Annotated in this window: 15 protein-coding genes; 3 read left to right on the plus strand and 12 right to left on the minus strand. The window is 36.0% G+C overall.

Features of this window, described 5'->3' with window-relative positions:
* Nucleotides 1–88 precede the first annotated feature (88 nt).
* Both MOC86_RS08235 and MOC86_RS08240 read right to left on the minus strand, forming a co-directional pair.
* A complete protein-coding gene (locus tag MOC86_RS08235) occupies nucleotides 89–1,216 on the minus strand; it encodes a sensor histidine kinase (RefSeq protein ID WP_268583696.1) in 1,128 nt (375 codons plus the stop codon).
* A complete protein-coding gene (locus MOC86_RS08240) occupies nucleotides 1,216–1,854 on the minus strand; it encodes a response regulator transcription factor (protein ID WP_268583697.1) in 639 nt (212 codons plus the stop codon). The genes MOC86_RS08235 and MOC86_RS08240 overlap by 1 nt, the downstream gene beginning before the upstream one ends.
* Before the next feature lie 295 nt (nucleotides 1,855–2,149).
* On the opposite strand from MOC86_RS08240, the gene MOC86_RS08245 reads away from it, so the two are divergent.
* Nucleotides 2,150–2,926, plus strand: coding sequence for a SurA N-terminal domain-containing protein (locus MOC86_RS08245; RefSeq protein ID WP_040056395.1), 777 nt, complete (start codon nucleotides 2,150–2,152; stop codon nucleotides 2,924–2,926).
* Nucleotides 2,927–2,950: 24 nt separating this feature from the next.
* On the opposite strand, the gene MOC86_RS08250 is transcribed toward MOC86_RS08245, so the two are convergent.
* The 6 genes from MOC86_RS08250 to MOC86_RS08275 all read right to left on the minus strand — a co-directional run bounded on the left by MOC86_RS08250 (nucleotide 2,951) and on the right by MOC86_RS08275 (nucleotide 9,428).
* Nucleotides 2,951–4,702, minus strand: coding sequence for a putative ABC transporter permease subunit (locus MOC86_RS08250; RefSeq protein WP_268583698.1), 1,752 nt, complete (start codon nucleotides 4,700–4,702; stop codon nucleotides 2,951–2,953).
* A complete protein-coding gene (locus MOC86_RS08255) occupies nucleotides 4,699–5,487 on the minus strand; it encodes an ABC transporter ATP-binding protein (protein ID WP_268583699.1) in 789 nt (262 codons plus the stop codon). Before MOC86_RS08255 ends, MOC86_RS08250 begins: the two co-directional genes overlap by 4 nt.
* Before the next feature lie 128 nt (nucleotides 5,488–5,615).
* Nucleotides 5,616–6,122 (minus strand): RNA polymerase sigma factor, encoded by a 507-nt coding sequence (locus tag MOC86_RS08260; protein ID WP_268583701.1) that lies wholly within the window; start codon nucleotides 6,120–6,122, stop codon nucleotides 5,616–5,618.
* A 28-nt stretch (nucleotides 6,123–6,150) separates the two neighbouring features.
* Nucleotides 6,151–8,172: a DUF6449 domain-containing protein gene (locus MOC86_RS08265; protein ID WP_268583702.1), complete on the minus strand. Its 2,022-nt coding sequence runs from the start codon at nucleotides 8,170–8,172 to the stop codon at nucleotides 6,151–6,153.
* Nucleotides 8,147–9,046: an ABC transporter ATP-binding protein gene (locus tag MOC86_RS08270; RefSeq protein WP_113753387.1), complete on the minus strand. Its 900-nt coding sequence runs from the start codon at nucleotides 9,044–9,046 to the stop codon at nucleotides 8,147–8,149. Before MOC86_RS08270 ends, MOC86_RS08265 begins: the two co-directional genes overlap by 26 nt.
* Nucleotides 9,039–9,428 (minus strand): GntR family transcriptional regulator, encoded by a 390-nt coding sequence (locus tag MOC86_RS08275; RefSeq protein ID WP_019392308.1) that lies wholly within the window; start codon nucleotides 9,426–9,428, stop codon nucleotides 9,039–9,041. The genes MOC86_RS08270 and MOC86_RS08275 overlap by 8 nt, the downstream gene beginning before the upstream one ends.
* Nucleotides 9,429–9,604: 176 nt before the next feature.
* On the opposite strand from MOC86_RS08275, the gene MOC86_RS08280 reads away from it, so the two are divergent.
* Nucleotides 9,605–9,979, plus strand: coding sequence for a PH domain-containing protein (locus MOC86_RS08280; protein ID WP_111924353.1), 375 nt, complete (start codon nucleotides 9,605–9,607; stop codon nucleotides 9,977–9,979).
* 31 nt (nucleotides 9,980–10,010) lie between these two features.
* Here the strand turns inward: MOC86_RS08280 and MOC86_RS08285 are convergent, their stop codons facing one another.
* The 4 genes from MOC86_RS08285 to MOC86_RS08300 all read right to left on the minus strand — a co-directional run bounded on the left by MOC86_RS08285 (nucleotide 10,011) and on the right by MOC86_RS08300 (nucleotide 16,624).
* On the minus strand, nucleotides 10,011–10,304 hold the full coding sequence (locus tag MOC86_RS08285; protein WP_268583704.1) for a hypothetical protein: 294 nt from the start codon (nucleotides 10,302–10,304) through the stop codon (nucleotides 10,011–10,013).
* Nucleotides 10,305–10,817: 513 nt separating this feature from the next.
* Entirely contained in the window at nucleotides 10,818–11,513 is a 696-nt protein-coding gene (locus MOC86_RS08290) for a metallophosphoesterase (RefSeq protein ID WP_268583706.1), read from the minus strand.
* 89 nt (nucleotides 11,514–11,602) lie between these two features.
* Entirely contained in the window at nucleotides 11,603–14,293 is a 2,691-nt protein-coding gene (locus MOC86_RS08295) for a YhgE/Pip domain-containing protein (protein WP_268583707.1), read from the minus strand.
* A 252-nt stretch (nucleotides 14,294–14,545) separates the two neighbouring features.
* On the minus strand, nucleotides 14,546–16,624 hold the full coding sequence (locus MOC86_RS08300; RefSeq protein WP_268583708.1) for a DNA topoisomerase III: 2,079 nt from the start codon (nucleotides 16,622–16,624) through the stop codon (nucleotides 14,546–14,548).
* A 169-nt stretch (nucleotides 16,625–16,793) separates the two neighbouring features.
* Here MOC86_RS08300 and MOC86_RS08305 point away from each other — a divergent pair, with 169 nt between their 5' ends.
* Nucleotides 16,794–18,062: a S1 family peptidase gene (locus MOC86_RS08305; RefSeq protein WP_268583709.1), complete on the plus strand. Its 1,269-nt coding sequence runs from the start codon at nucleotides 16,794–16,796 to the stop codon at nucleotides 18,060–18,062.
* Nucleotides 18,063–18,073: the final 11 nt, after the last annotated feature.

Below are 18,073 nucleotides of genomic sequence, written 5' to 3' on the forward strand. Positions count from 1 at the left end.
ATTGTAAATAAAAAACATGAACTTCCGTAGTGCAGAAGTTCATGTTTTTTAGATGAGAATATTCACTATTTTTCAGGAAGAAACACATTTAAGATGATAAAGGGAGTAGCGTTGTAACAGAAAAGCCGTTTGATCCATCTACAATAATCTGTCCGTTTAAAGATGCAGCACGCTCTTCCATTCCCATAATTCCCATTCCTTTTATTACTTTCTCTGCTCCTGTTCCATTGTCTTTTATTCCGGCCTTAACCACTTTATTTAACACAGCTACTTCAACTGTAATCTCACTTGCATTGCTATGCTTTAGAGAATTTGTAAGTCCTTCCGCAATATTTTCATACACAATCTTCCAATAGATTGGTCCCATTTTATCTAAATCTCCGCTATACAAAAAAGAGGTAGAAACGTTCGTTCGAACGATAAACTCATTAATAAGCGTTTTAAGCTGATTTACGCCCATTTGTTCTGAGGGAGGTTTAATTTTTTTTAACGTCAACCTGATACTTTCAATTCCTTCACTGGAAATATTAATAGCATTTTGCAAAAGCTCTTTTGCTTTTTTTTCATCACGCCCTAGAAGCTGTTTTGAGGCTTCCATCTGAATTAAAGCTCCTGTCATTGCATGCCCGATTTTATCGTGAATTTCTTGAGAAAGACGATTGCGTTCTTCAAGCTTAAACATATACTGAGATTGCTTTTTCCATTCCTCTTTTTCATGAAGATTTCGCTTTGTATCGTGAAGGTCCTTGCGAAGATTTAATTCTTTTTGTTCCAAGAAAACAATTCTACTTGTATAGCGAGCTAATATTATAAACGTTAAAAATGTAAAGACAGTCACAAATCCGTATAAAATTTGCACATGATACGGAAGAAAAAAGAGAACAATAAGAGCGGCAGGCATACCCCATTCTAGTCTTTTCCTCTGATAAAAAAGAAGTTCGTATATGTTTAACGGAAGAAGTAAAAGAAAGAAGATATGAAGCAATGTAGTACTTATAACAAGCACTGTAAGAGATAAAAGCAATACAACAAGCTTCACGTTTCTTTTCTTCATAATATAAAGTAAAACATTGAGACAAACATAAAGTAAAAGTGAACATACTACCCATGGAACTTTTTCTCCACCCTCATTTACATACTGGAGGATAAAGTACAAGAGCAGTACCGCTTTACTGTATAAAACCCATTCTTCCATTAGCTGTTCTTTTCTAACCATTAATCTACTTTCCCTGTTAAATAATAGATGGCAATTTTTGTTCGATGTCCTAAATTACCTTTTGATAAAATCGTACTCACATAATTTGCGATTGTTCCCTCTGACATAAACAGCTTTGCCGCGATTTCTTTATTAGAAAGTCCTTTTGCAATAAGAGACATAACCATAATTTCTCTTTCTGTAAAAAGATTTTGATCAATTCTTACCTCTTCTTTAGCAGGCTGTAAGTTTGATTTAATTTTATCAAGTACAACATCTTGCATAACAGTGTGTCCCATATAAACACTTTTGATAGCATCCCGGATTCGCTCAGGATCGTTGTTTTTTAGTAAATAACCACGCGCCCCGTTCCTTATTGCGTCCAATACATATTCATCATCGTCAAACGTTGTGAGAATAAGCGGTTTTACGTTTGTTTTCTCGCTCAACATCTTTGTTGCTTCAACTCCGTTCATATTAGGCATACGAATATCTAACAGAGCTACATCAGGAGAGTGATGTTCACAATACGCTACAGCTTCTTTTCCATCTACAAAAAGGCCCACTACATCAAATTCTTCATATGTACTCAAAATAATTTTCATTCCTTCGCGGACGAATGAGTTATCATCTGCAATAATCACCTTAATTTTCTCCATTTATTTCCCCACTTTTATGCATTTAAGTATTTTTTTGTTTATTATAACACGGTGCTTTATTGTTCATTTTACAAAGTCTTGTTATTTTTTAAAGATTCTTCGTACATATTAGAAGTAAAACCTCATCATTATAGAGTTATTTTCCATTGCATTCGCTATTACAAAGTTTTTCATTTTGATTACAAAGTGCAAAAATAAAGCTCAAAGGTTTCTTTTTCTATCGATATGCTTTACAATGCCCACTAGATACTTTTTTAGAAAAGATATCTATTTTTGTTTCAGAAAGGAGAAAGTCATGAAGAAATTCACGTATCCTCTTATCGCAGGATTATTAGCCGTTACGCTCACTGCATGTGGTTCAAACGATGACAATGCAAGCGATAAATCAAAAGATACTCAAACTGAACAGCAAACAAGTAAAAAAGATCAAGAAAAACAAATGAAAGAAATGCAAGAAAAGCTTGCTAAACAAAAAGTAGATGAGAAAAAAGTAGTTGCAACAGTTAACGGACAAAAAATACTTGGAAGCGACTATAATATGGCTCTCTCTACTTCTCAAAGTCAAATGCAACAATATGGACAAGATCCAACTTCAAAAGAAGCTGCTAAACAAATAAAGAAACAAACGTTAGATGGTCTAGTCAACCAAGAATTGATTTCTCAAGATGCTGCTAAAAAAGGCTATAAAGCAACAAACGAAGAAATTCAAAAAGAGCTTGATGAAGTTAAAAAACCTTATAAAACAGATAAAGAATTCAATAAAGCATTAAAAGAAGCTGATTTAAGTTTAGATGACTTGAAGGCTCAAATTAGTGACGTTGTTCAAACGAACAAATATGTGGAAAAAGAAATCCCTAAAGGAACAGTAACAGACAAACAGATTCAAGATACTTATGATCAACAAGTACAACAGCTGAAGCAAAGCGATAGTAAGCAACAGCAAGAAGTTCCAAAATTAGAGGATGTAAAACCTCAAATTAAACAAAGCCTTGAAGAACAAAATCAGCAAGAAAACTTGATGAACAAAGTGAATGAACTGAAAAAAGACGGAAAAGTAGATGTTAAGATATAAAAAACCAGCCTAACGGCTGGTTTTTTATAATTTTCGGCTTATGGAGTTTTTCTTAAAACGAACGTTTCCTTTGTTTTCAACAAATTTAATATCGACGCCTCCATCCATCCGTTTTCCTGCAATCATCACCATAAAGTACGTAACAAAGCACGAGATGACAATCAAACTAATAAATCCTATTGAAATGCCAAGTGGAGTTGATTGGCGCTTTAAGTCCAATAAAAAAGCGGAGTTATCGACAATAAAAGAGAAAAAGCCCCTTGTTTCACCTTTTAAACTTTCAACAAGCTTTATCGCTTCTGTTGGAACGATTAATAAAACGAACGGCACAAACATCAACAAAAGATAAGCGTAAGACAGGAGTAAAAGAAAAAGACTTGAAATTACACTGTTACGCTGCTGAGGACTGTTTGGATTGTACCTCGCTCCTATGGTTCCGATCCAAATTCCAATGGAACTAATGCCAAGCGCTACAAATGCATTCATAATCAGTACAATAAGATGATAATGAATCGGCCAGCTTAAGAAAATTCCAGCAACACCTTCAAGGAATGATAAAATTCCAAACGGTAAAAACCAGCTAATCCAAAGCTTTCCGAGAGCCACTTGAACCCCTGTAACAGGCAGAACACTAAGCATCCAAGCTGCAGGGCCTTCTCTTCCGATAGAGGCAGCTGCTAGACTTCCTGTAAACACAGCATAAATAAATAAAAACGCACCTTGAACAATCACCAATGTAAGCTCTGTATTTTGAATAAGAATTTTTAGCCCCTCTCCATTATTCATAAAAGCAATTATAGGGAAGATTAAAAAGAACCCAAGAGGCATAAATATCATCCATTCCCTTAAATCTCTTGATATGGCCTTCCATTCCTTTAAACCTAGTGCCATAACAGGATGTCGCACAGCACCTGAACTTTTGGCTTTCTTGCTTTTTTTCTTTTTCCTTGACCCTTCACTAAGTCGAATCCACCCTGTTCTGAATCCTTTTTCAACAAGAAGTGAGGAAAGAAAAAAGAAAATAACAGCCTGAAGAAGAAGGAAGAAAAGCGGCAGAAGAAAATCGATGCTTCCAACTCTAGCCTGAAAAAGCGCTTCTCCTCCAAGACTCATTGGTGTCCAGTTCGGAAACTGATAATTCTCGATCATATTGGCCCCTCTTGAAGAATCGTTCAAAAGATTTGGAAGCTGAAACAAGACATAAACAAGCAATCCAGATAAAGCACTCATAACAGTCATAAGTTCGTTTGCACGAGAAGGAGGCACAATCTGAATAAGTCCAAGATTAAATAAATAAGCAATTGATAATCCAATCAACACAATGCTTGCTCCCACAACAAAGGCAACAAAATAAAATAAAATGGATACATTTCCGTGAATCCCAAATGTTAAAGCTGGAATAAAAAACAACAGGAAAACAAGTAGTGGAATCCCTACAATGCTTTGAATATACTTGACCCAAAAAATCGTTTTCGTAGGAATTGGCATTGTAAATAGGAATTGAAGGTCAATTGCTGAATAAAGATTTTTAAACACTTGAGGAATTCCCATTAATAAAATGAATGATAACATTGCTAATAAAATATACGGTAAAAAACTTTCGAACAACCCATCTGGTAGGTTCGAAGCAAGGCTCCACGTAAGCCGCGCTAAAATGATCATTAATACGAGAATGAACAAAGCGGATATTCCGTATGTAAAAGCGCCTTTTGCTCCTTGAGATCGTATGCTATTAAAAAGCATGCGCTGCTGAACTTTAAGCATCTCTTTCATCATGAAGCATCATCCTCATCTTTTGAAATTTCGGCTATAAGTGCTTCCCCTTCTTTACCACCTGTTAGCTCTAAGAAAATATCTTCAAGCGTTGCTCCTTCTCTGCCTCCTTGCTCGCGGAGTTCTTTCATCGTTCCAAGGGCAATAAGCTCTCCTCCTAAAATAATTCCGACTCTATCACACATCACTTCTGCAATTTCTAAAATATGCGTTGATACAAAAACCGTTGTTCCTTCATCACATATTTTTCGCAAATAGTTTTTTAACACTTTTGCACTTTTGGGATCAAGACCAACTGTAGGTTCATCTAAAAATAAAACATCTGGCTTATGAATAAGAGCGCCGCACAAGGCAATCTTTTGCTTCATTCCATGTGAATATCCTTCTGTAAGCTCATCTGCACGATGTTTTAAATCAAACAAGTTTAATAGTTTTTCAGCTCGCTGTCTAAACCTATCTTCTGGAACTTGATAAACAGAAGCGAAAAACTCTAAAAATTCCCATCCTGTTAACTTCGGATAAAGGTTAGGCTGATCTGGAACGTAAGCGATCTTTTTCTTTGCCTCAATTGGTGATGTCCATATATTTGTTCCTCCAATTACAGCCTTTCCGCTTGACGGTTCTAACAGACCTGTCATCATCTTAATCGTGGTCGTTTTCCCTGCTCCATTCGGACCAAGAAAGCCAAATAACTCTCCTTTTTTCACAGCTAAATTTAACGGTTTCAAAGCTTCGAATTTCCCATACTTCTTCTGTAGATTTTGAACCTCTAATGCAAACTCACTCATTAGGGACCAGCTCCTTCTAAAAAAAACTTATTTTTACATATTTACCCATAACTATCGTAACATGCATTTCTTCTTTCCTACAACAGAAGACAGTAAAAAAGCTCTCCATTTTATTGGAGAGCTTTTCCTTACTGAGATTCTTTTGTACTTCGCAATTTCTTTAATGCTCTGCATAACGTTACTTTCACTTTACTTTTCGGCCATGAAAGCAACGCAGAAGTTTCATCAAGGGAAAGCCCTTGAATCTTACGCATCATAACGACCGATTTATAAGAAGGTTTTAGCATATTTACCGCTTGAACCAGTTCTTTTGATGCTTCTCTTATTGAAACAACTTCTTCTGTTGAAGGAGCAGGAAAATAGCTAAACTTCATGTTTGCTTCTGTTTTATCTTTTGTTGTTTCTCTTCTTAAAAAGTCAATGGCTAAATTATGAGCAACTCTATAGAGCCATTTCTGTGGTTTTTTAACAGCTTCAAGTGATTCAATATGCTGAAAAGCTTTGACAAATGTCTCTTGAATAATATCTTCTGCTTGGTAAGCATCTTTTACAATCGTGCGTACATATCGGCATAAATCATGGCGATATTGCTCATACCAAACTGTCATAAGCTGTGACGGTGTAGAATGTGTCACGACTCCTCTCCTCTCTTATTCTCTTTTTCTAGTTTAGTTGCTTTTTAATGTCATTTGGTAAGTCTTCATATTGAACATTTACTTCATAATTAGAACGTCCATTTTTTGATACGAAATCTATGCTATATTCCAAACCTTTATCAGAGCTTAATTTAATAAGCTGATTAATTTTATCTTTATCTGTAATTTCCTCTGTTGAAGCAATTTCTTCGTGAGATCCATTAATGTTATATTTCTTCACAACCACATAATCAAACTCTTCTGCTTTTGGCACAACTTTATCATAGAGATGGTGTGCTTTAAGCCATTTTATAGTTTTCGTAAACGTAAGAGGAATCTGATCCGTTCGCATACGATCTTTTCCAGTTATAAATTCTGTATTAATTAACATCCCTTTTCCTCTTATAATATCTCCATATGTTTGTGCTCTTGCATCTTGTTTCATAAGATTGAACAATTCTTTAACATCATTTGAATCAGAAATTACTTCTTGTTTCTCTATAAAACCTATACCGTTTGTTAGAATAATTTGCTGAACTTCATTTTCTTTCAAACTTAAAGCAGGATAAAGGTTTTCTTTATATTCATCAGATTCTACGATTGGTTTGTATACATTATCATATTTATTATTTGGTAAACTATACTGACGCATAACGTGACTTCCATCTTTTAGCTCATAAACGAAAATCACCATATTATCCCGGCTGTTATGCAGCGATTGCAGCTTTTCCTTATCATTTACAATAGACTTGTGAAGCGTAATCACATTGTTAATATCATTTTTATTTTTAAAGAACTCTCTTTTATAATATCTTCTTGCTTCAGCTTCAGAATTAAATTCTCCGTTTTTAATCGATTCTTCAATATATCTGTTAAACTCGTTATCATTAGCTAAAAGAGTTTCTATATCAACATATTCTGAGCTTACATAAACACGTTTAATTTCATTGCTTTTCGGAACATGATTTTCATATCCGAAGACATCCAAATTAAGTGTAAACATTATAATAAAAGCAGCAATGGCAAAACCAATATATCCTTTCCATTTCGAAAAGATACGCCATGTTTTTTCTAAAATCATGGTTCCTATAATATAACCAATTAAAGAACCTATAATAAGCCCTACAATAAGCCATTTTATATCTTCCTGATTGCTCCAAAAGTAAACTCCACCTACTAACATAAAACAAGTAGTGACCCCGTATTTAAATACAGGTCGAAGTGGCCTCACAACGATAGCCTGTGTAGCTGCTTCTGTCTTTCTATGTCTGTATATGAGTAGAGCAACAATGTAGAAGAAAACCATTAGTAAAATATAAATACACCATTCTAATAAAGAAAGGGGACCATCTGTTATATTCGCCATTCGCTCTATAGGAAAAATTTTAGAAGAATATCCACTCTGTACGAGTTCAGAAGAAAATCCGAAAAGAAACAGATCCTCATACTGTAAGATAATCATAAAAATCCCAATTGGCAGTATAAACATAATATAAGTTAGTGCTCCCTGAAGAAGGGACATCCCTGTGAACATAGCAACAAACGTGCTACCTGCAAATACAAACAGGTTAAATAGAAGCAAAGTAACAAACCAAAGTGATAGACTTTTAAAAGAATAGGCTGTTCCTAGATCATATCCTTGTCCAATTCCAAACATAATAAAGGTATCTATTAATAGTGGCAAGAGTAATAGTAAACTACCTGTTAACATTCGCTGATGAAATAGAGTACTTCTCTTCATTGGTAAACTGTGAATATAATTGGCTGCCATTTTTGTATGAAGATAACGAAATAAAAAGATGGATAACACAACAGGAACAGTAAAAGTTAATAAAACGTGAGCACTATCCAACTCAAAGAAGTTTATCACTCGACTTCGCATATAGGATTGGGGCTCTAAGACGGATTTACGATATTCTTCAACTTTAAGTAATGTTTGCAACGGTCCAACCGCTACAAGCAACAGAAAATATACAATCCCAATCCATCCAACACTTCGTAAATCTTGAACAAAAATCCCTTTATTAAACAAGGAGGTTTTCTGCCGCATATCCAACACCTCCCATTTCATAAATAAAGATCTCTTCAAGTGTCAACGGTAGAATATCAAAAATAACAGGACTATATTGTTTGATTAGGGAAGAAATGCGCTCTTCTTTTCCTTTTACAATACAAAGCAGAACACTTCCTCGTTTTTCTTCATATAAAAGGTCAAGCTTTTCTAACAGTGCTTGTGGAATATCACCTTTAAAAGCAAGCTGAACTTTGTGAACGTCTGATTTTAAATCATCTAGGTCTTTTTCAAACAAAAGTTCTCCTTTATGTAAAATTCCAATATGATCACAAAGATCCTCAACTTCCTGTAAATTATGAGAGGAAATCAAAATTGTCATGTCTCTTTCCGCAACATCTTCAATAAGAAGATTCTTTACTTTCTGTCTCATTACCGCATCTAACCCATCTAGCGGTTCATCCATAAGTAAAATGTCAGGCATTGCGGAAAGCGTGAGCCAGAACGCAACTTGCCGCTGCATTCCTTTTGATAACCGTTGGATTTTTTTCTTAGGTGAAATGTTAAATACGTGATAGAGTTTTTGAAATCGTTCTTCGTTCCATGCTGTATACGTATCCCGGTAAAAGTTAGCAGCTTGACGAATCGTTGTTTGCGGAAAAAAATAAAGAACGTCCGGAATGAAAATAAGCTTTTGCTTTAATTCAACGTTTTCGAATACAGGTTGATTATCCACTGTCACACTGCCGCTGTCTTCTTTATAAATTCCTGCTAAAATCTTCATAAGGGTAGTTTTTCCCGCGCCATTCGAACCAAGCAAACCATAAATAGAACCTTTTTCAATCGTTCCACTTACACCTTGAACTGCTTCAACGCTCTCAAATTCCTTTTTTACGTTCTCAAACTTAATCACGTATCTCTCCTCCCTTCACCGTTTTCTCTGCTTCTTCAATCAACCGCACAATTTCTTCTTTATCAAGCCCAAGATACAAGGCTTCTGAAAGTATTTTCACTAAATCACTTTTCACTTTTTCCACCTTCTCATTGTTTGTTGTAATAGCTTGTGGAACAACAAAACTCCCTTTACCTGGAATAGAATAAATATATCCTTGATGTTCAAGCTCTCGATATGCTTTTTGGATTGTATTCGGATTTACCGTTAGTTCTTTTGATAAAAATCGAACAGACGGAAGTTTTTCATCTGCTTTAAATACTTCATGAATAATTAGCTCTTTTAATTTCTCAACAAGCTGTTCGTAAATAGGCTTACGGCTGCGTAGATCTAATGAGATCATCTCTTTCCTCCTTCCGCTGCCCTTTATTTTATGTATTAACTGTATTAACAGTTGTATTACAGTTAGTATTATATAAATACCGTAAGAAATTTGCAATAAAAATTTTAAAAGTTCATTTAGAAATATGAAACCTATTACTCCTTTCAACCGTATACATTAGAAAAGGAGTGATTGATTTGAGTCTTTTTAATGGATTGATGGGAAATGCAACAGAAGCAAACAAAGAGGAAATAAAGAAAGAACTTAGTCGACTTTTAATGACTGGAGAAGAAATCGGTGCTTCTTACAAACTAGTTCGAGATCTTATTGTTTTTACAAACAAACGACTGATTCTTGTTGATAAACAAGGTGTTACAGGAAAGAAAATAGAATATCTTTCCCTTCCTTATAAAAGCATTACACATTTTAGCGTTGAAACAGCAGGAACATTTGATTTAGATGCTGAGCTAAAAATTTATGTATCAGGAAGAGCAACACCTATTGCTAAACAATTTAGAAAAGACGACAGCATTTTTGACATCCAAAAAACGCTTTCTGAACTTGTAATATAAAAGCAAGCAGTGCTACGGCTGCCTGCTTTTTTTATCGTTTTTTTCCCTTTAATTTCCCTACGAATGTTCGAGCAAACTTAACTTCATTTTTCACACTTTGACGTTGTTTTCTCATTACCTCTTGCTTATTTTCCTCTATCTTTCCGCGAAGACCTAATGAATCTAAATCTTTCACCATTCTTGAAAACTGCTCGCTGTTAATTCGATCTGTGGCATGTAAGAAACAGGCTAGTGCATACGCAAGCGGAGATGTATCAAATTGCACTGTTACATCAACATCTGCATTACCACTAGAGTGTATTGATGCACCTGACGACTGCTTCATAACTTTTCTCTCCTTCTTTTCCACTTTGTACTAGGTTATGTACGTTTGTCTTGTTTTGCTTAGACAAAATCACTAGCTCTTCTAAAAAACGCAAAAGAAAGCGAGGTTTTTCTCGCTTTCTTTTATGGTATTCACTCTTCATCATTGTTGTTTGAATTTGCTCTTGAGCGCACGCGTGCTCTTGACTCGCCATCTACATCGATATCTAACGTTAGCTCAACGTTAGAGTTTCCACTGTCATATACATTAGCTGTTGCTCTGTTTCCATTTCGATTTCTTCCTCCGACATCATCAAAATCGTTAATGTCGTCAACTCCGCCTACTTGGTCTTAATCTTGGTCTCGGTCACAGCCTTCTACTGCTCTAATTCTTCCTCGGAATCTTCTTGGCATTTCTATCAGCTCCTATCTCCTTGTTACTGAAAGTATATGTACATTTATACTTTCATGATTAGACAGAAATACTAGTTTTGTGTAAATAAAAAAACCTGCTATCTAAAGCAGGCTTTTGGCTTCAATTCATCTGATGTGCAAGATCTTTAATGTTCTCCATCGCAACTCTATCTTCCCCGAAGTGATAACTGTAAACTACTTTTTGCTCTAGCTCAATAAGACCGAGTCGGCCATTTTTCATAACACTTGCTCCAAGATCAATATTTAACCTTGCCCCATCACAAATGGCAAAACATGTTGGTGTATGACCATGGATAAGAATTTTTCCATTAAACCGTGCTAAAAAAAGCTGAGGATTTAATGTGTAAAGCTCTTTCTTTTTAAGCCAAAGGTTGCTGCGCTTGTTTCGATCTTCTAAAGATAACATCCCAGCATGTGCATAGATAAATTGGTTATCTTCCATATAAAGTGGCAACGACTTCACCCATTCTACTGCTTGTGTGACACCTTCTTCTTTGAACACATCATTAATGTCTGCTGCAGACTCTTTTCCTCCGAAATGAGCCCACATGTCGCTTTTTTGATCTAAGTACCACAGCATCATTTCTTCATGATTGCCAATTGTAGCATAAACATTTTCATATGTTTCGTGAAGCTGTTTGATTTCTCTTAACACCTTACCACTCTGTGGGCCTCTGTTAATCATGTCGCCCATCACAACAAGCTGATCTTTCAATGGATCAAACTTAGCAAATTGAAATAGTTTCATCATCCCATCATAATTTCCGTGTATATCGCTTATCACAAATTTTCTCATGTGCTAAACCCTCTTTGTTTTTAAATATCCTTTACTAATTTAACATACTTTAGTAATAAACAAAAAGGGGAACATAATGCTCCCCTTTTTTAATGAATGATTTTGCTTTCTTTCGCTTTCTTCGCTACGTTTACAGCCCAACCTGATAACGGTTTTTTTAGAAGGAAGGCAAGTAAAATAGCTATGAAAAGGAACAAGACAAGTAATAGAATATCATGAATCATTATATCTCGCACAATTCCACCTGTTGTTTCACGCAGCAAACCAATAGCATACGTAAAAGGTAAAAATGGATTAATTGCTTGGAAAAATGGTGGCGTTGTTTGAATAGGGAACGTTCCTCCAGAGCCTGAAATTTGGAGCACAAGCAAAATAATCGCAAACGCTTTGCCGATGTTTCCAAATACGGAAACGAATGTGTAAATAATCGTCAGGAAAACAATACTGATAAAAATTGCCGATAAGACAAAGGCCGTTGGTTCTGCTACATATGACCCTAATATAAACAAGTCCCCAAGCGTAACAATGAGCGCTTGAAAGAATCCAATTGTTAAAAAGGTGAGAAGACGTCCGAAGTAAATATGCATTCCTTTTGTTCCTTCTTGAACATCTTCTACATCAACTCGGAGTAATGAAATAAGGAGTAGTCCTCCTACCCATAAGCAAAGAGCTGTATAAAATGGCGTCATAGCTGATCCGTAGTTTGGAATTGGAAACTGTTTATCTTCTTTTAATTGAACAGGACTTGTAAAAAAGTCACTTTCTTTTTGAACATCATTTTTTAAGAGCTCAATGATATCTCCTAGATCATTTTCCCCTTCAAAATCTCGAATTTTGTCTGCAGCATTTTTAACAGAGTCTTCAAGGTCTGGCAAGTCATCACGAACAAGATTTGCTACTTTGTGAACTGTCTCTTCTACTTCTGGAAGTTTTGTTTGAACAAGATCTGCTGCCTTTTGGATTTCTTTCTCTGCTTCAGGCAAATCATTGTTCACAAAATCTGCTGCTTTATGAATTTGAGCCTCAACAGCTGGGAGGTCATTTTGTACAAATGCAGATCCGCTGTTTACAGCGTTTGTAAAGTCATCCATTTTACTAGAAATAGTTGTTGCTGCTTCATGAATACGGTCGCGGATAGTTGGTAACTGCTCCTGTAAACTTGTGAGTTCTTGTTGTCCATATTGGAGACCACTTGAAGCATCATTTAACACACCTTTAATGTCTGGAAGCTTTTCTTTTGCTGTTTGTACAGCGTTATTTGCGTTTTTTGCGTTTTCTGTAAGCTCATCTAACCCACTATTAACAGCTGGAACGATAGAAGAGTCGTAGTTTGCCAACACATTAGATAGTGTGTTGTTTGCATCTGTTGCAAGCGTATTTAAGCGATCTAACGCTTCACTCGAAGGCTGCTCACCTCTTTTTAAAGCATTTTCAATGTTTACAACCGCTTCACGCTGATTAGTAAAACTATCTTTTACGTTATTTACCCTGTTAATGACTCCTGCTAGAGCATTATTTCCCGTGTATTCATTTAGCTTTGTAAGTAAATCAACTGTACGATCTGCAGCATCAATGCCTGAAGACAAACGTGTTTCTAAAGCACTTAGCGTTTCAATATATGTTGCTCTATTTTCATCATTAACGTTTTTTAATTCCTCTGTGACACCTGCAACATCTTTTGCCGTTTGATTAAGAAGGACAAGATTTTGTTTTATAACAGGAGCTACTTCGTTAAACGCTCCTTCATTTTTCTCTAAAAAGTCATTTAGCCCTTGTGAAAATTCGCTTCCTTTATTAGCAATGTTCTCAATTGTCGGAAGGGTGGACTGTGCTTTCATGACAATTTCATTTGCTTTTTTAGCATCTTCTAGCGCTTTATTTAACCCTTCTTCAATTTTATAAAAGTTTTGGTCAATCTCTACAACTCGATCTCCTGCACTTTTAATTTCAGGAAGCTTCTTTTGAAGCTCTATAATCTCATTTCCTGCTTCCTTAACTTTTGGAAGCTCTTTTTCAATTTTTAAAACACTTTGCCCTGCTGCTTGAATTTCAGGAAGTTTTTCTTCAAGCTCCACAACTTTTTGGCCTTGTTCACGAATTTCAGGAAGTTTCTGCTCAATTTCAAGCGCTTTGTTCCCCATATCTTCAATTTCAGGAAGCTTTTCCTCTAGTGCAAATACACGATTTTCAAAGTTTCGGATTGTTGGAAGCTCTTGCTCAAGTTCAATTCCTATTCGATTAAACTCTTCAAACATTGATTTCGTTGCTGTCTTAACAAACTTTTCACTCACTTGTTCTGTGACGTTTGAGGCACCTTTTGATGTAATCTTTGGAGCCACAGCATTAATTTTTTCGTTTACACTATAATAAATTTGTGGTTTCTGAGGATTTTCTTCGAGAACTGTTCCAATTTTTTTGGAAAAATCTTTTGGAATAACAAGGCTTGCGTAGTAATCCCCATGTCTCACGCCGCGTTGTGCTTCCTTCTCACTTACAAACTTCCAACCTAAGTCTTTATTCTCTTTAAGAGACTTTACTACTTCTTCTCCGACGTCTATCTTTTTGTTAATTTTTCCCTTGTGAATGAATGTTCCTTCATCTTTGTTCACAACAGCAATTTCAATATCTTTTGTATTGGAATACGGATCCCATGATGCTTTAATATTAAACCACGCATAGAGGGATGGAAGAATCATAAGCCCTACAACTAAAAAAAGAGCCATTGGAACTTTAAAAATGCGAACCCAATCATTTCGATAAATTTGAAAAATATGCTTCATATACCTCTCACCTAACTCGTTTAATGTCTTGTTGCTGTTAAGGAAATAAAATGCATGTTCAATTTACTTCTTTTTGTAAAATATTATTTCCCTAAACTTTACGGAATAACTATATCTTTCTTAGGGTAAAGTGCGCTGGAACAATTGTCAACATTTTTATATGCTCTTTTTCTTTTTAGAAGTTCTTTCTATTTTGCACCATTTCTTTTAAAAATATAAATATCCCGCAGAAAAATTTCTGCGGGATATTTGCTAATCTTTCTTCTGTAACGCTTGTTTTAATGCATCTCCTAAGCTTGAACCGAATGAACCATCATCACTATATTTCTTAAGTAAGTTTCTTTCTTCTCGTTTTGATACTTTCTTCTTTTTATCCTGTGCTTTTTCAGTAATTTGACAGGGACGACATTGAAAATACGTTCCTGCTTTGCCATTATGAATCTCCATTTTCTTATGACACTGTGGGCAGCGACGATTTGAGAGCTTCGGATCTTTTGCTCTACGGTAAGAACATTCATGACTTGAACAAACGAGCATTCGCCCATTTTTCCCCTTGCGTTCCCGAAGCAACTCTCCACACTCTGGGCACTTTGAACCTGTTAAATTATGAGGTCTGTACGTTTTCTCGCTTTTTTTCACGTCACTTACGATTTTTTCCGTTTGCTTTCTAATATTGGCCATAAACGTTTTGGCGTTTCCTTTTCCTCTTGCAATATTTTCAAGTTCTTGTTCCCATTTTGCCGTAAGTTCTGGTGACTTTAATTCTTCTGCGACTAGGTCAATAAGCTGCTTTCCTTTTTTAGTTGGGTAGAGACGATGATTTGTTCTTTCAATAGATTCTGCGCTAAGCAGTTTTTCAATAATATCAGCTCGAGTTGCTGGTGTTCCAAGATTATGTTTTTCCATTTGAGCTAATAAGTCTGCTTCTGAAAAACGTTGGGGTGGTTCTGTTAGACCTGTTTTAAGATCTATGTTTTGTACAGTAAGCTCTTGGTTTTCTTTTAAAAGCGGAAGAGCTTGGTCATTGTCCCCTCCACCAAATAGGCCTTTGAATCCTTGTTCAATCGTTCGTTTTCCATGTGCAACAAATCGTTCTTCATTAATATCAAGCTCAATTGTCATCTTTTCATATTCATAAGCAGGGTAAAAAAGCTCAATAAAACGTTTTACAATAAGCTCGTAAAGCTTTCTCTCATCAGCTGATAAATCGTTTAAAAATAGGGGCTGATCTGTAATAATAATCGCATGGTGGTCGCTTACTTTCTCATTGTTTACAACTCGTTTTGGCAATGTTGGATTTCCCTTTAAGAGCGGGCGAACTTCTTCTTTATAAGTACCTGCAATACTTTCTAAACGGTCTCGCATTGTTGTAACCATATCTGTTGTTAAATAGCGAGAATCTGTTCTAGGGTATGTAACAAGCTTATGTTGCTCATACAGCTTCTGCAATACATTAAGCGTCTTTTTCGCTGAAAACTGGAATCGCTTGTTTGCTTCACGCTGCAATTCATTTAGATCATACGGTAATGGCTGAGCTTCCGTTCCTTTTTTCTTTCGAATGCTTTTGACAACCGCTTTCGTTCCCTGAAGTTTTTTATATCTCGATTTTGCTTCTTCTTGCTTAAAAATACGTTTGTCTTTGCTTCCTTGCCATTGTGCTTTAAATTGAGTAAACTCTGCTTCAATCGTCCAAAATGTCTGAGGTTTAAACGATTGAATCGTCTTCTCTCGTTCGAATACCATTGCAAGTGTTGGAGTTTGAACACGACCGGCTGAAAGCGGCTCTTCAAATTTTGTTGTAAGTGCTCTTGAAATATTAAGTCCAATAAGCCAATCTGCTTCAGCTCTGCATAGAGCAGATTCATATAGACGGTTAAATGCTTGCCCAGGTTGAAGATTTTTAAATCCATCTCGAATTGCTTTATCTGTTTGTGAAGAAATCCACAGACGTTTAAACGGTTTATTGAAATGAATTTTCTCCATAATCCAGCGAGCAACAAGCTCACCTTCACGACCGGCATCTGTTGCAATCACAAGTTCACCTACATCTTTTCGTTTGGCAAGTTGTGATACGTGCTGAAATTGAGCACCTGTTTTTTTCATTACTTTTAGCTTCATTTCTTTTGGCATGATTGGTAAATCTTCTAATTTCCACGTTTTATACCGATTATCGTAATCTTCAGGCGTTTTCAGCTCAACTAAATGCCCTAATGCCCATGTGACGATATATTTAGCACCTTCAATGCTTCCTTTTCCTTTTTTAGTGCAGCCAAGAACGCGTGCAATTTCACGAGCAACGCTTGGCTTTTCTGCAAGTACAAGTGTTTTCATTTTTATAACCTCCAATATCCACTTTTCATTATACTTTGTAAGTAAGAGAAACAAAACCTTTTCGTTCCTTGTGAAGAAGAATCGGTATTTCTTGCCCCTTTTCACGTTTTTTTCGTATATAATAAGAAAGGTATATATGATTCATTTTGTACATAGAAAGGACAAAAAAATGAAGAAACACACGATAACAGCTTTACTATTTTTTCTAGGTATTTTACTAATGCCGCTGACAGCACAAGCGGAATCATCTTCTCCAACAAAAGACGAACTTTTTTTTCGATCTCAAAATCAAGATAACGTAGAACAGTTAATACAAGAAGTGTTTGGAAGCTATGATGCTTTTAAAAACTATGGAACCGTTTATTTTGCTGATGATGGGACAATTACGCTCGGCTTTACAGAGAGAAATGAAAAAGTAAAAACATTCGAAAATAAAGTAAATGACCTTATACGTGAAACAACTCTTGCTTACCGACCATCTCTTATGAAAGAAACGGCTCCTATTGTACATTATAAACGTGCTGCTTACAGCACAAGCGATTTAGAACATGTAGAAGAACAACTTTGGCACAACATGAGACAGCTAGGATTAGCCGAACAAAACAAAACAATGATGACTTCTATTGATACAGAGCATGAAAAAGTGATTCTTGAGGTCCATAACATGTCATCTATTGATAAAGAGAAGTTAACACAAGCACTTCCTTCGATCGTAGAAATTCAAGAAAATGCTGACCTTTCTTCCCCACGCATTCAGCTTTCTCGAGAAAGAGACTGGACGAAGCTTGGCGGAGGGATTCGCGTACATGATAGCGCAGGAAACTATTGTACAACAGCTGGAGTAGCTCAAAAAGGAAGTCGTTATTTCTTGCTTACAGCAGGTCATTGTCTAAATGGGGATAAAAGCGTCGTCTACCAAGGATCAACCGTTGTTGGTCATGATCATTCAACAGCTAACTATTCAGGCATTGATGTTGGTCTTATTTCACTTGATGCTAATACTCTTGCAAGCGGCCGCTACGCAACACGTCTCTTCTATGAACGTGCTGAAGATAAAAGTGACTATGATTCATTTATTACAGGCTATGCTCCTGTTTATCAAAATGCCTATGTTTGCAAATCCGGTATCACAACGGGTGTTACGTGCGGTTATGTAACGAAGAGCAGCACAACTGTAGATTTTGCGAATGATAGATATGGAGAGCTAAAAACAGCCTTTATTCGCGGTGAAGAAGGTTCTTTTTATTCTAGAGGGGGAGACAGCGGAGCTATTACATATGATCCTGTTACACATAAGCTCTATGGAATTCATGTTGGTGGCATTGCAAATGGCACATATGGCTGGATGACCAAAATTACGGATGTCATCGATCACTATAGTTCACCAAATGAACCGTTTCTTCCATACTCAAACTCTCAAAATATCAAACTCTCGTAAAAAAACAGCAG

The sequence above is a fragment of the Priestia endophytica genome (assembly GCF_026790145.1).
GTDB lineage: Bacteria > Bacillota > Bacilli > Bacillales > Bacillaceae_H > Bacillus_I > Bacillus_I endophytica_A.